Annotated in this window: 12 protein-coding genes; all 12 read right to left on the bottom strand. The window is 51.0% G+C overall.

The features are described 5' to 3' along the window. Positions 1 to 113: 113 nt before the first annotated feature. The 12 genes from LO777_RS03580 to murG all read right to left on the bottom strand — a co-directional run bounded on the left by LO777_RS03580 (position 114) and on the right by murG (position 13,994). Positions 114 to 1,841 (bottom strand): FAD-dependent oxidoreductase, encoded by a 1,728-nt coding sequence (locus LO777_RS03580; RefSeq protein WP_228856192.1) that lies wholly within the window; start codon positions 1,839 to 1,841, stop codon positions 114 to 116. 27 nt (positions 1,842 to 1,868) lie between these two features. Beyond that, complete coding sequence (locus LO777_RS03575; RefSeq protein ID WP_228856191.1) at positions 1,869 to 2,696, bottom strand: ABC transporter permease; 828 nt, start codon at positions 2,694 to 2,696, stop codon at positions 1,869 to 1,871. 2 nt (positions 2,697 to 2,698) lie between these two features. Continuing rightward, entirely contained in the window at positions 2,699 to 3,352 is a 654-nt protein-coding gene (locus tag LO777_RS03570) for an ABC transporter ATP-binding protein (RefSeq protein ID WP_228856190.1), read from the bottom strand. After that, complete coding sequence (locus LO777_RS03565) at positions 3,306 to 4,769, bottom strand: two-component system sensor histidine kinase NtrB (RefSeq protein ID WP_228856189.1); 1,464 nt, start codon at positions 4,767 to 4,769, stop codon at positions 3,306 to 3,308. Before LO777_RS03565 ends, LO777_RS03570 begins: the two co-directional genes overlap by 47 nt. Next, positions 4,762 to 6,594 carry a radical SAM protein gene (locus LO777_RS03560; RefSeq protein ID WP_228856188.1) on the bottom strand — a complete coding sequence of 611 codons (1,833 nt, stop codon included), beginning with the start codon at positions 6,592 to 6,594 and terminating at the stop codon, positions 4,762 to 4,764. The genes LO777_RS03565 and LO777_RS03560 overlap by 8 nt, the downstream gene beginning before the upstream one ends. A 142-nt stretch (positions 6,595 to 6,736) precedes the next feature. After that, complete coding sequence (ftsZ, locus tag LO777_RS03555; protein ID WP_228857326.1) at positions 6,737 to 7,957, bottom strand: cell division protein FtsZ; 1,221 nt, start codon at positions 7,955 to 7,957, stop codon at positions 6,737 to 6,739. A 199-nt stretch (positions 7,958 to 8,156) separates the two neighbouring features. Continuing rightward, positions 8,157 to 9,443, bottom strand: a complete 1,287-nt coding sequence (ftsA, locus tag LO777_RS03550) for a cell division protein FtsA (RefSeq protein ID WP_228856187.1) — start codon at positions 9,441 to 9,443, stop codon at positions 8,157 to 8,159. Between the two features lie 2 nt (positions 9,444 to 9,445). Further along, positions 9,446 to 10,459: a cell division protein FtsQ/DivIB gene (locus LO777_RS03545; RefSeq protein WP_228856186.1), complete on the bottom strand. Its 1,014-nt coding sequence runs from the start codon at positions 10,457 to 10,459 to the stop codon at positions 9,446 to 9,448. A gap of 54 nt (positions 10,460 to 10,513) precedes the next feature. Next, positions 10,514 to 11,011, bottom strand: a complete 498-nt coding sequence (locus tag LO777_RS03540) for a UDP-N-acetylmuramate dehydrogenase (RefSeq protein WP_228856185.1) — start codon at positions 11,009 to 11,011, stop codon at positions 10,514 to 10,516. Then, a complete protein-coding gene (locus tag LO777_RS03535; RefSeq protein WP_228856184.1) occupies positions 11,008 to 11,436 on the bottom strand; it encodes an FAD-binding protein in 429 nt (142 codons plus the stop codon). The genes LO777_RS03540 and LO777_RS03535 overlap by 4 nt, the downstream gene beginning before the upstream one ends. Before the next feature lie 62 nt (positions 11,437 to 11,498). Next, the gene (gene murC / locus LO777_RS03530) at positions 11,499 to 12,872 is read right to left on the bottom strand and encodes a UDP-N-acetylmuramate--L-alanine ligase (RefSeq protein ID WP_228856183.1); all 1,374 of its coding nucleotides are present in this window, start codon (positions 12,870 to 12,872) and stop codon (positions 11,499 to 11,501) included. Positions 12,873 to 12,875: 3 nt separating this feature from the next. Continuing rightward, on the bottom strand, positions 12,876 to 13,994 hold the full coding sequence (gene murG / locus LO777_RS03525) for an undecaprenyldiphospho-muramoylpentapeptide beta-N-acetylglucosaminyltransferase (RefSeq protein WP_228856182.1): 1,119 nt from the start codon (positions 13,992 to 13,994) through the stop codon (positions 12,876 to 12,878). Positions 13,995 to 14,045 lie beyond the last annotated feature (51 nt).

Raw genomic sequence — 14,045 nt, 5'->3', positions numbered from 1 at the left:
GACTGACCTTAGGTGAACATTGTGTACATTTTTCTCAATCACTGATAATTGTCTTATTATTTGTGTTCAATAGTTGTGCTTAAAATTGACACAATGTTCATGAGAAATGCGGGCTAGCTCTCCGGTAACCAGTCTGCTCCCATGCGTTTTATCACATTGTAACCGCCGGGCAGGACCAAGTTGTTGGTCAGTCCCATGGCATCGAGAAAAACCTGGATCTCAAAAGAGCGCGTTCCAGCGTTACAGAAAATGATCAAGGTCTTGTCGGTTGGCAGTTCATTGTAGCGCTCGCGGATCTCATCGTAGGGCAATGAAATCCACAGGGACTCACCGAATTTTTCCACAAGAGGAGTGGCCTGTTTGACATGACGGACATCAAGAACCAGCCAGTCCGGCTCCAGGGAACGATCTGCCATGAAGGCATAGAACGAGTCCATGGTAATCTGTCTCATCCGACCTTCGCAGAGATTATCCGCCACGTAGGCAGCGGCGTTGATCGGATCAATGGCACTGGAAAAAGGAGGGGAATAGGCCATTTCCATATTACTGAAGTCGTCTATTACCGCATTACCGCACAGGGCCACTGCCGCCGCATCCAGCCGGGCCAGCAGACCGTCGCTGGTAGAGCCGACCCCCTGGAACCCGAGAACACGCCTGGTTTTTCGATCAAAAATCATCTCCAGGCACATGATGGACTGGGTGGGGTAAAAATGGGCCCGGTCCGCTGGAGATGTCAGCGACACCTCGGCGTCAAAGCCCTCCGCCAGAGCCGTCTCCAAGCTCAGACCGGTGGAACCGATGGACATTTCAAAGGCCTTGAGAATGAAAGACCCCACACCACCTTTAAAGATGGAGACCTGCCCTGCCATATTGTCGGCAGCTACCCTGCCCTGCTTGTTTGCCATGGACCCGAACGGGGCGAAAAATTTCCTTCCGGAAACGAGATGGGGGATTTCTATGCAGTCTCCAGCCCCGTAAATATCAGGGTCGGAGGTCTGCAGTCTCTCGTTGACCACAATGGCACCGCCGTCTGAAACATGGAGCCCCGCTTCCCTGGCCAGCTCCGACCTCGGCCGGACACCCACTGCCATAATAACAATATCAGCCTCAAGGTTTCTCTTGGCAGTCCTGACTCCCACAACCTTGCCATCCTCCGTCACTATTTCCTCTGCTGCTTCACCGAGAAAAACATCCACATTGTTATCCCTCAGATGTTTTTCAAGGATCGTGGAGAGAGTCCGGCTGACTATTCGGGGCAGAAGCTGATCCATAAATTCAACTATGGCTGTTTCCACGCCCCAGAGATCTGCAAAGGCCTCGGCCATTTCAATACCAATGGCACCACCGCCGATGACCACTGCTTTTTCCACCTTTCCCCTGGCAATTCTCTCCTTGATCTCCACCGCTTTATGGATATCACTGACTGTAAAAACCCCATCGGCATCATTGCCGGGAATTGGCAGGGTAAACGGGCGACTGCCCGTTGCCAGCAAGAGGACATCATAGGGAAGATCCTGCTTTTCACCATTTTTCAGGTTCTCGACCGTGACTGTCTTCTCCCCGCGGTTAATGGAGAGAGCCCGGGTGGAGGTCAGGGTCGTCACACCCTTGGCCTTCTCAAAATACTTTTTGTCCCTGAGCATATGATAACTTGTCGACCGCAGCTCCTTTTCATCGGAGACATCTCCGGAGACATAATAGGGAATCCCACACCCTCCATAGGAGATCAGATTATCCTGATCGACCATGGTCACTTCCGCATCGGCCAGCAGCCGTTTTATCCTGCAGGCTGCCTTTGGTCCAGCCGCAACACCACCTATTATTAGAACTTTTTTTCCCATCTTGCACTCCATCTAAAAAATGAACAATTAATCAAAACGTCCCTGTCCGTTCTCGCTGCCGAACCCGGTCAGCCTGTCGAGACAGAGGCGATGGCGTTTGTCAAAAAGATAATGACCCGACATCCAGATGGCACTGATGACACCGAAACCGGTTCCGGCGGCAATCAGAAACATGATCAGAATCTGGTATTTTACCGCCTCCACCGGCGGGGTTCCTCCCAGGATCTGCCCCGTCATCATACCCGGCAGACTGACCAGCCCGGCAGCCGCCATGGAATTGATGATCGGTACCATACCGGTGCGCATGCAGTCCCTGCGAATATCGCTGGAAGCCTCCTTCCAGGTCTGGCCGAGAAGCAACCTCTGTTCCACGACATTTCTCTCTCTGTGAAACTGATCCGTCAGCCGATCAAGGGCAAGAGCGATACCTGTCATTGTATTGCCAAGCAGCATACCGAGCAGAGGGATTGCATACTGGGGAGTGTACCAGGGCTTCACACCTATTATTACCAGGAGGGCGAGAAAGGCAACTGAAAAGGAGGAGACAAACATGGCTCCGATGCCGATTCCATATCCTTTCCAGCCCTTCATTCGTCTCTTCTGGCGGGCAGCAACCTCGCGGCCGGCCGCAAACAGCATGACCATGGACATCAGCATGATGATGGGAAACCGGGCGTCGGCAAAGAGAAAACGCAGGATAAACCCGATAATCAGGAGCTGGACCGTCATGCGGCAGCCAAAAAAGATGATTTTCCTTTCCAGGCCGAGGCTGAGGAGCAGGCTGAGAAGAGACAACAGACAGACCAGGGCAGCCGCCATGCCAAGGTCCCATGCGCTGAGTGCTATTACATTCATAGTCAGGTTGATTCCAGAAGACTCTTTTTTTCCATGACAAACACTTTTGAGGCAACCCGCTGCAACTGCTCCGGATCATGACTGACCCAGAGGATTACCGTGCCATGTTCCTTCTGGTGGCTGAGGATAAAATCTTCCACCAGAATTGTATGCTTACTGTCCAGGGCGGAGCAGGGCTCATCCAGCAGCAATACCCCCGGCCCGTGACATAATCCCCGGAGCAGGGCCAGGCGCTGTTTTTCCCCGGTGGACAGCCTGTTTGTCTGCCAGTTGAACACATCAGGTCCAAAACCGACGTTGGCCAGCAATGCTTTGGCCTCATCTTTCCCCATTTCCCTTGGGAAATGATCCCCCACCAGCTCGTACCACCAGGCTGATTCGGCCGGAATCATGGTCACCATCGAGCGCCATGCCGGTGCGGGCACATCATCCGCCGGAACATCATCCAGCAGCACCCTGCCCTGGTGTTCAATCAGATCCGTCATGGCACGAAGGAGCTGGGTTTTGCCCACACCCGACGGTCCGCTCAGGCCGACACATTCCCCGCTCCTGATATCAAAACTGTAGGGGCCGTTATCAAGGAACCGAAGGGCCTCAACACGGAGAATATCAGGTGGCCGCCGGGATATCGATAATGAATGTCGTTCCTTTTCCAATCTCACTCTCCACGTGTATTTCTCCGCCGTGACTTTCAATAATATTTTTCGTTATGGCCAGGCCAAGTCCGGTGCCCTTGTTCTTGTCCGTGAAAAATGGTTCAAAAACCATCTTCAATTTTTCTTCTTCAATACCTCTGCCGGTGTCCCTGATGGAAAAACGAACCTTATCCTTTTCCATTGACGTGGCCACCTGAATGCTGCCACCTTCCTCCGTGGCCTGGATGGCGTTTATAAATACATTGAGAAGTGCCCTGTAAAACAGATCCCTGTCCAGTAAACAGGGTTTTAGGTCGGGAGCCAGGTCCGTAATCAACTCAATGCATTTTCGCTTCAGCTCCGAGGAGACAAAATCAAGCACCTTCTTGACTACCTGGTTGAGATCGTCCTCCCTGAAATCCATCTTCTGGGGCCTGGCAAAATCCAGAAACTCAACGACGATGGCGTTGAGCCGAATAGTTTCCTCCACAATAATCTTTGCCAGATGCTCATTGCCAGGGGCCAGTTTTTCGATCCGCTTCGCGAGAATTTCAGCCGTACTGCGTACAATTCCCAGGGGACTTTTGATTTCATGGGATACAGTGGCAACCATTTTTCCAAGATGAGCAAGCCTCTCACTTTGGCTCAGCTTTTCTTCAAGACGGAGTCTTTCAAGAGTCCTCTTTTCCATGATCTCCCCGGCCCTGAAAACAATACTGCGCAGAACCAGGAAAAGGATCGCCATGACCACACTGGAAACGATAATGATACGGCCCTGTAATCTTATAATATTGGCATAACTGCGGGAAAGATCTTTTTCGATCTCAATTACGCCCATAATCAGGTCTCCCCCTTCCCCATCCTGACGAACTTGGCGAAAGGGAATAAAGGTTTTCAGCTCACACTGAACATCATTGCCGATATGGAGCAGGCTGAAGACCGTACCACTGTAGAAAAGCCGCGAATTGGAAGTGCCCTTCAATGCCTTTTTATACTCCTCTCCTCCCAGGTTTTTTTTCCCGACCAGGCCGGGAACGGTGGAATAGGAAATAATATTGACACTGGAATCATAAATGGTGACGGAGTCAATTTTCAGACCCTGGATAACCCCGCGAATTATGGAATCCAGCAGCTCGAACTGCTCCGGATTACTGAGGGCGATACCTCCATAACGGACAACAGCAGGCAGAACAAAACGCCTGAATACCTGCTGATTGAGATTTTCTGCAAGCAGCAGTGAATATTCCTCGTTCTGTTCCATCATGACTTCCCTGGCATTATTGGAAATAATCCAGGAGAGGAAAAGGGTGAAGACCAGGATCACAAACAGGCTGGAAAAGGTAAAATACTTGACAAGTTTGAACGGCTTCAGCCCTGCTTCAAGTTCCCGTTTCCGGATGGAGTCGAGATTTTCTGGTGAGGGTAATTTTTCAGCCATTGCATACTCCACACAACCTGCATTTTTCCGTATTGCAGGGCACACTGCTTTTTGCGGTAAAACTCTTTTGATATTCCTTCCAGAGAAAACTCTGTTTGATGGAGTGATCAATAATGGACCAGGGGAAATAGTCCTTTTCTCCATATCCCCGCACCGCATACTGCTCCGGAGAAAGCCCTGCCTGTTTCATTGCCTGCTTCCAGGGTGTCCGATTGCGGGCCATTTCCAGCAGCATATCCGCCACCCGCCGATCCCCTCTGGCCAGAACCGCCTGGAAGAGCACGTTATCCGGCTTATCGTGGTTGACGTGGACATTTGCATATTTTTTAAACCCTTTCTTCAGATACTTCAATTTTTTCTTCAGCCCGGCTACCACTTCTCCTGCCGGTCGCGTTTCTCCACTCTCCAGCCGACTGCTGACCCCGAAGGCATGGAACTGAAAAGGCGTCCAGGCTTTTGGAGTAAAACAGTTGATGGAGATAGTGATATCGCACAGCCTCCCGCGCCTTCGACCAATGAGATCAGTTTTATTCTTTATTTTCGCCAGGAGTTCGATAGCCTCGTCCAGATCCTCCAGGGTTTCCGAGGGCAGGCCGATCATCAGGTACAACTTGAGCTTATAGATACCGGCGTCAACCAGTCGTTCGGCGGCCAGGAGGAGATCCTGTTCGTCCAGTCCCTTGTTGATCACCTTCCTCAGCCTCTCTGAACAGCCGTCAGGAGCTATAGCCACGCTTTTCAGGCCACTCTCCGAGAGCAGCTCAAGAAGCGGCCCGGATAACCTGTCGGCACGCAGGGAGGAAAAAGACAGAGCACAACCGCTTTCCTGCAGATAATCTGACAGGGTATCCAGCTCCATGGCGTCTGCCATCTCCATGCCGAGCAGGCCGACCCGTGATATTTCCCGGTTTCTTTCCTCGATTCCGGCGATAACCGCGTCAGCGTCCCAGAGCCTTGGAGGCCGGTAAATATATCCGGCCGCACAGAAACGACATCCGCGGGAACAGCCACGACCCAGTTCCGTGAGAAAGAGATCGGAAAATTCAGCTTCCGGGGTAAGAAGCTGCGAGTGGGATGCTTTTGAACACTGCTCCTGAAAGATTTTCTTGATTGTCGGGACCAGACCAGGTTCCGGGCGATGGGCTGCAAGCCTGCCGCTGTCATCATACTCCGGTGTATAGAGGGCGGGAGCATAACACCCCTCATGCTTCCTGCAGAGATTGTAGAGAAGATCCTGCCTTGAGGAGTCGGGAAAATGGTCCAGCAGAAAATCGGTCACTTTTTCCAGCAGGGGCTCCGCCTCTCCAATGAAAAAGAGATCTACAAACGGTGCCAGGGGCTCTGGATTCATGAAAGTGGCCACACCGCCGCAGACAACCAGGGGAGAGCCGGGTGAGACTTGTTCATCACGATCCGCCGCCAGAGGTGCAATTCCACCTTGGAGCAGCATTTCCACCAGGTGGAGATAATCGTGCTCGAAACTTATGGAAATATAGACAAGGGGAAACTGGTCCAGTTCTCGGCCGGACTCGATGGAGAGAAAACGTTCACCGTTTTCCGGCAGGAAAAAACGCTCACAAACTATGGATTCGAGGTTATTCAGCAGTGAATAGACAAGCTGGAAGCCAAGGCTGGACATACCAACCCTGTACCTGTTAGGATAGAGCAGAGCAATGGGACGAAGGCCCGTCCATTTCTTGAGAAAGCTGCCTCTTTCCTGCTCCAGTAAAACATCTCTCCTGCTCCCGTCACTTCCGGACGCCTGTTTTTTTCTCTTGATAGCGACCTCCTGCACAGGAGCCTGACCATAAGTAATCAGGATCAATACATATTCGTACGGTCGCGACTGTTCGCATAGAGGAGCTATCGGAGTTTCCGCTACGCTCCACTTACCAGCGGCCAGTCACACCTGCCCGAATCTGCAGCCTCCCAGATCACTCACAGGTTGAATGTTCATGAAAAATGCTTTAATTGGCATTTCTACGCAGATACGCGGGAATTTCCAGATTATCCTCGTCCATGACCCTGGAGTCCCCCTTTCTCCCTTCTCCGCTGCCGGAGGATCCGATATTGTCAAACATGTCAAAATTTGAACCGGGAAGAGGAGTTACCCTGGGATGAATATTAGGAGTCGCTGGAGCCCCTTTGGTTATTTTTTTTGGCTCCTTATGGACATCCTTTTTTTTAATATGATCCTCCACAGGATTAATGGTCTTTTTACTGCCGAGGACATCCCCAACTCCGGTGGCGATGACGGTTACATGCAGTTCATCACCCAGGGCATCGTCGTAGAGCGCACCGATAACCACCCGGGCGTCATCGTCAACCTTCTCCTGGATAAGGGCTGAAGCCTCCATGAATTCAGACATGGCAAAGCTTTCCTCTGAGGCGGAAATATTAATAAGGAGGCCCCGGGCCCCTTCAATGCCAAAATCTTCAAGAAGCTGGTTGTCAATGGCTCTCGTTGCAGCTTCAATGGCCCGGTTCTCTCCTGATGCCCGACCCGAACCCATAACTGCGGGACCAACTTCCCGCATGACCGTGCGCAGATCAGCAAAATCAGCGTTAATAAGACCAGGCACGTTGATAAGATCTGTGATTCCCTTGACAGCCTCCAGAAGAACGGTATCCGCCATGGACAGCATCTCCGCCAGCTTGCTGTTTTTCTTCATGATGGAGAGTAACCTGTCATTGGGCACGGTGATAATGGTGTCCGCATATTTCTGCAGCTCCTGCCATCCTTCTTCGGCATTTCTGGCACGAAGCTTTCCTTCGAAACTAAATGGCCTGGTGACAACCGCCACAGTCAGGGCACCAAGTTCCTTACTGGCCTTGGCCACAACCGGTGCACCACCGGTACCCGTTCCTCCGCCGAGTCCGGCGGTGACAAAAACCATGTCACTTCCTTTCAGCGCATCCTTGATTTCCTCCAGAGACTCCAGGGCCGCAAGGCCCCCGGTTTCCGGATCGGCACCTGCGCCAAGTCCCTTGGTTATACCCGGCCCTATCTGAAGACAGATATCAGCTTTCGACTGGTTCAAAGCCTGCTTGTCGGTGTTGGCCGCGATAAACTCAACTCCCTGCAGCCTATTGGTAACCATGGTATTGATGGCATTACCTCCACCCCCACCTACACCAATAACTTTCACTACCGCAACACCTTCTGATTCAGCCATCCTGAACCCCATATCTACCCCCTGACTGTTACTTTCCATGCTTCTGACAAATTTATTACCTCAATCCAGCCTCTGCGCCCGTGATGGTTCGCATCTCCGGCAGGCAGCGTAGACTCCAAAACTGCCAACTGCAGGATTTATGTATTACTGATTATTTCTTAACAAAACAATATAGCATCTGCTGAACTCTCCTGAAACCTAAATCCTGCATTTACATAATTTTTTTCAGCCAGCCCTTGACCTTACCAACCATGGTCCGATTCTCACGTTTACCGTCCCGGTTCAGGTCCCTTCCATACATGACAAGACCAACTCCTGTAGTACAACGTGGACTGTACAGTTCATCAATCCGTCCTGTTATGCCGGTGGGATATCCTATTCTCACCGGCAGATCAAAAATCTGTTCTGCAAGTTCCACGAGGTTTGCAAGCAGAGCCGTACCACCCGTAATGACCACTCCACCGTTGATCTTGTTTTTCTGACCGGACGCAATCAGTTCCGAGTTCATCATTTCCAGGATTTCAACAATGCGGGCCTCAAGAATATCCACCAGAACTTTCTGGGTCACCTTTCTCGGCTCCCTGTCCCCGACCGTGGGCACATCCACCACCAGGTTCGGTTTTATAATAGAGGATATTGCCCCACCGAAATCCTCTTTCAGCCTCTCAGCTTCCTGCAGTGGAGTCCGCAGACCAACAGAAATATCATTAGTGAGATTATGTCCACCCAGGCCAATCTCGAAGGTGTGCCGGATTGTGCCGTCACAGAATACGGCCAGATCCGTTGTTCCCCCACCAATATCAATGAGAGCCACTCCCAGTTCCATTTCATCCATGCTCAACACGGCATTTGCAGAGGCAATGGATTCCAGCACCAGTTCCGCCACATCAAGCCCTGCCTTGTTGCAGCAGGTTACAAGATTATGCACCGCGCCAAGATCTGCCGTGACAATATGAACATTGGTTACCAGTCTCACTCCGGTCATCCCCACCGGATTCTGGATACCGGTATGATCATCCACCATGAACTCCTGGGGCATGACATGGATTACCCTCTGGTTCTCGGAAATCTTCACGGTTCTGGCAGCAACAATGACCTCATCTATATCAGATTGTTGAATTTCCCTGTCATTGATGGCTAGAATACCGGGACTGTTGAACCCCTTGATATGATTTCCGGCAATGCCCACGTAGACATAGACGGAACGCAGATCACACTGAGCGTCCTCCTCAGCCAGGGCCACAGCCTGCTGGATTGACCGCACGGTACTTTCTATATTGACAACAACACCCTTTTTCAATCCCACCGACGGTGCCGTACCAACCCCGATTATTTCAATGTTTCCATCAAAGACCTCGCCGACGACACAGCAAACCTTAGTCGTACCGATATCGAGCCCGACCACCAGTTCTCCAGGTTCCCGACTGACATCATCAGCGTATTCCTCCTGGGAAACGTCTTCTTCAGCTTGTATTATTTCCCTGTTCTTCCCTTTCATTCTCAGTTAACCTGATTGGCTCTCGAAACGAGTACCTTGTCTTTTAAATAGTCCATCCGGATATATTCAATTCCGGCGACGCGTTCATCCCTGTTCCGGTTACTGTACAGATACTTGAGACACCTGACCAGGTTAGAATATTTCTTTTCAGTGTCCCTAGTGTTACCATTTCCAAAGTAAATTGGAAACGGATATTCCACCAGGTAAACCACCATTTCCCCGTTCCTGTCAACATGAACTTCGGAAACTGAATGAACAGGCAGATGCGGATCATTTTTCCTGACAAACTTCAGCAGAGTCAAGATGTTTTCAAAAGCGCTCTGCCGCTTTCCTGCATCATCTATTTCCTCCACACCGGTAATAACAGGATAATCAACATCTCCGCCCACAGGTACATCAAGAAAAGGTACCCCTTTCTTATCTATATAGACAAGCCTGTCAGAACCGGACACGCTTCTCTGCAGGATGGCGACAGGTTCATGTTCCCTGACTGTTATTTCCAGGGAATCCGGCCATTTTTTCTTCAGACTGACAGAGGCAATATGGGGATTTTCCAACAGCCGTTTTTTTACCCTGTCCCCGTCCAGTCCCAACAGGCTTGTCCGGTGAACAATTATCCCGGAGAGCTCACGAAGCTGATTATCGGTAACGACACTGTTTCCGGAAAAAACAAGTTTTTCCACCTGAAAAAAAGAGATTTCCGAAAGACAGTCCACTAAAAAACCACTGCCGAACCAGCCGGCGGCAACCAGGAGAGGAATAACTGCCAGGACAACCACATACCTGCTTTTTTTTCGTCGCGGTTTTCCGGCATTGGTTACCGCACCGTAAGCAGTTGTCTTTTTCCGTTTAACAGCCCTTTTGTTCATCCATGATCGTATGGTTCCCTTTCGGTTCGGGATTTCGCCGCTTCTTCCGGGGACGCCTTTAATACGAAGCTCATCAGTCCGCACTGTTCCCCCGGCTTTCTTTCTCTTCACTGCGGACAGGTATTTTCTTTTTATAAAAGCGAACACCGCTTTTCCCCCTGGTTCAAATTCGACTTTATTGCTGAAGTGCAGGGTTGAGGTTCAGATAAAATGAACCTCCGGCTGCAACTCAATCCCGCTGTCCTCTTTGACCTTTTTCTGGATCCTGTTCATCAGATTCAGAACATCTCCAGCTGTGGCTTTCCCGCAATTTACGAGAAAATTAGCATGTTTTTCCGACACCATGGCATCACCTACCCGTACTCCCTTGAAACCACTGGCCTCTATCAGTCTGCCGGCACTGTCATTTTCCGGATTTTTAAAGAAGGATCCGGCATTGGCAAAGCTGTTCGGCTGGATTTTCCGTCGCTTTTCCTGCAGCAGACGGCAGCGGGTGCGAATTTTTTCCGGGTCCTCGCGTCTCAGCAGAAACGTGACCTCACTGATAACGGAGCCGCCGGAAATATCGCTGTACTCTTTCCAGCAGCGGTATTCAAAATGGAGATCGTCGCGTTCCAATGTTTTCTCGCCTTCAGCCGAAGTCAGGGATATGCTTTGGACAATGGAACTGATGTCCTCACCCCAAGCACCGGCGTTCATGATAACCGCACCGCCGACACTGCCCGGGATCCCCCTGCGAACTCAATTCCCGCCAGCCCCTTTTCCATACAGTTCAGCGAAAACCTGCCAAGACTGCAACCGGCCCCCGCCCTGACAAGAACCATGTTCTCTTCCCTGTCAATACAGCCTGAGATGGACTGAAACTCCCTGCCAAGGAGGATAATCACACCGGGGAATCCCCGGTCAGCCACCAGAAGATTTGTACCGCGGCCGATAACACGCCATATGATCTCCTCTTTTTTCAGAAATTTCAGCAGAGGAACAAGTTCATCCGCGCGATCAACCGTAACAATTGCTTCCGCCGGACCTCCAATGGAAAAGGATGTGTAGATACTCATCATGCACTCCCACTTCACCGGGTGTGAAACAAGAGCGACAAGTGTCTTTTTCTGGAAACTGTTCATGGTCTCCTCCCACATAGTTCTCACTTCACCCAAGGTCAATCCATCAGAGTACACATCAGAAATCAGCCAAGGGCTGTAAGCAGTTCCTCCCCGACATTCACTATATTGCCCGCCCCAAGGGTCAATACCAAGTCACCTTTCTGCAGATGGGGGATCAACTCTTGAGCCATGGTGCCGACATCCTTTATATACAGCACATGTTTCTGGCCATGTTTTCTCGTGGCCTCAAGCAGTTTTTCTCCCGAAATCCCCTCAAGAGGTTTTTCACTGGCCGCGTATATTTCCGTCATAACCAGGAGATCCGCCAGATGGAAGCAGGTCTGAAATTCTTTAAACAGGGCCCTGGTCCTCGTGTACCTGTGGGGCTGAAAAAGCACCACAAGCCTTTTGTCTGGCCACGCCTGCTTGATTGCCGACAGGGTTGCCCGTATCTCGGTGGGATGATGACCATAATCATCAACCACGGTAATTCCCGCGATCTCCCCCTTTTTCTGCATTCGCCGCTGTACCCCGGCAAAACTTTCCAGCCCCGCCTGAATTTCCGTGAAATCCATCTGCAGTTCAAGACCCACGCACACCGCGGCAAGGCTGTTGTACACATTGTGATTTCCCGGTGGGGCAATGGACAATTCCCCCAGTTTCCCACCGTCGTACCTGACATCAAAATGCACCCTGCCATCCCGGTAAGACAGGTTATCTCCATAGACATCTGCCTGGGGGGTCATACCGTAAGTGATAACCCTTTTACTGATTTTCGGCAGAATATCTGCCACATTCTCATCATCAAGACAGACTATGACCGCCCCGTAAAACGGTACCTTGTCGATAAAGTCCAGGAAAGTTTCCTTGATGTGATCAATATCCCGATAGTAGTCCAGGTGCTCCAGGTCTATATTTGTGACCACCTCCAGTACCGGCGAAAGTTTCAGAAAGGAACCGTCACTTTCATCGGCTTCCGCCACCAGGAAATCCCCCTGGCCCAGTTTGGCATTTCCTCCGAGCGCGTCAACCTTTCCACCGATAACAACCGTCGGATCAAGCCCTGCATTGGCCAGCATCCAGCTGACCATGGCGGTGGTAGACGTCTTACCGTGACTGCCGGCTATGGCAATACCGTATTTCTGCAGACGCATCAGTTCCGCCAGCATTTCCGCCCGCTGGATGACAGGGACATGTGTTTCCCGAGCCCTGGTAACTTCCGGATTATCATGCGAAATTGCGGAAGAGGTGACAACCACATCGGCGCCTTTTATCCATTCGCTGCTGTGCCCCTGGTAAATCACACCCCCCAGGCTCTCCAGCTTTTCTGTAATCGCTGAACTGTTCAGATCCGACCCGGAGACCCTGTAACCGAGGTTCAGAAGCAGTTCGGCGATGCCGCTCATGCCGATACCGCCGATACCGACAAAATGAATATGTTTTGTTTTCCGATGCATAGTCTATTGTTGCTCACTTATCAGTTCCAGACAGCAGGCCACTATCTTTTCCGGGGCATCCGGCCAGGACATCTTTCTCATGGCCTGGCCCATTATTTCCAGTTTTCTCTCATCCGCCACCAGTTCCACAATACGTTCCGCAAGAAATCGACCAGTCAGCTCCTTTTCCTGGAACATCATCGCTCCGCCACCTTGAACATAAAACTCCGCATTCCTGGTCTGGTGATCATCGGCTGCGTAGGGGTAAGGGATAAGAATAGCCGGTTTTCCCAGTACCGCAATTTCCGACAGGGTTGTTGCCCCGGCCCTGGAAACCAGGAAATCGGCCCGTTCATACACTTTCTCCATCTTTGTGAAAAACGGTTTGACATTGACCCTCACCCCGGCCTCCCTGTAACCGTCAATAACCATTTTCAGATCCTTTTCACCCGTCTGGTGAATGAGGTGAATCCTGGTTGACAGACTATATTCTGGATCAAGAAAGGCCTCCATGACCAGCCTGTTTACCCCACTGGCCCCCTGGCTGCCACCCAGGACCAGCATTGTTGGTTTTTTTCTGTTCTCTTTGACGGAACTGTTTTTTTTATACAGATCGAGAATTTTTTTGCGCACCGGGTTCCCGGTATGTACCGTTTTATCTTTTGGAAAATATTCAGCACTTCCCGGCAGAGAAAGACATATCCGGTCCACTATTTTTCCCAACTTTCTGTTGGCAAGGCCGGGAACGGAATTCTGTTCATGGATTATGGTGGGAATACCGATACTCTTTGCCGCTGCAACAACCGGCCCGGTTACATATCCACCGACTCCGAACACAATATCCGGTTTAAATTCACGCAGAATCCTTACGGCCTGGACATAGGAAAGAGGAAGGGCCGCCAGAGCCTTTACCAGCTGAACTATATTTTTCCCTTTCACACCGTAACTGAGGATGGACCTGCTGGTAAAACCATAAGCTTCCAGGCTGCCGCTGTCCATCTTCCTCCTGGTACCGACAAACAGAACTTCAGTACCCGGCAGTTGTCTTTTAAATTCCTGGGCCGTGGCAATGGCCGGAAAGAGATGTCCACCGGTACCACCACCGGTCAACAGTAATCGTATCGGTTTTCTGCTCTTCCTCATCCGACACGCCTCCCCTCTTCCTGATATGCAAGTCTCCAATATGAGAACTGT

This window comes from Desulfomarina profundi (assembly GCF_019703855.1).
In the GTDB taxonomy this organism is placed as follows: Bacteria; Desulfobacterota; Desulfobulbia; order Desulfobulbales; family Desulfocapsaceae; genus Desulfomarina; species Desulfomarina profundi.
The sequence above is the reverse complement of the archived record's forward strand: the minus strand, read 5'-3'. Positions and strand labels throughout refer to the sequence as shown.

What these genes read in the sequence shown, in the direction of transcription:
- LO777_RS03575 (WP_228856191.1), bottom strand. Translation starts at nt 2,696, where the DNA reads ATGAATGTAATAGCACTCAGCGCATGGGACCTTGGCATGGCGGCTGCC.
- LO777_RS03535 (WP_228856184.1), bottom strand. Translation starts at nt 11,436, where the DNA reads ATGAACAGTTTCCAGAAAAAGACACTTGTCGCTCTTGTTTCACACCCG.
- LO777_RS03565 (WP_228856189.1), bottom strand. Translation starts at nt 4,769, where the DNA reads ATGGCTGAAAAATTACCCTCACCAGAAAATCTCGACTCCATCCGGAAA.
- LO777_RS03540 (WP_228856185.1), bottom strand. Translation starts at nt 11,011, where the DNA reads ATGAACGCCGGTGCTTGGGGTGAGGACATCAGTTCCATTGTCCAAAGC.
- murC (WP_228856183.1), bottom strand. Translation starts at nt 12,872, where the DNA reads ATGCATCGGAAAACAAAACATATTCATTTTGTCGGTATCGGCGGTATC.
- LO777_RS03580 (WP_228856192.1), bottom strand. Translation starts at nt 1,841, where the DNA reads ATGGGAAAAAAAGTTCTAATAATAGGTGGTGTTGCGGCTGGACCAAAG.
- ftsZ (WP_228857326.1), bottom strand. Translation starts at nt 7,957, where the DNA reads ATGGGGTTCAGGATGGCTGAATCAGAAGGTGTTGCGGTAGTGAAAGTT.
- ftsA (WP_228856187.1), bottom strand. Translation starts at nt 9,443, where the DNA reads ATGAAAGGGAAGAACAGGGAAATAATACAAGCTGAAGAAGACGTTTCC.
- murG (WP_228856182.1), bottom strand. Translation starts at nt 13,994, where the DNA reads ATGAGGAAGAGCAGAAAACCGATACGATTACTGTTGACCGGTGGTGGT.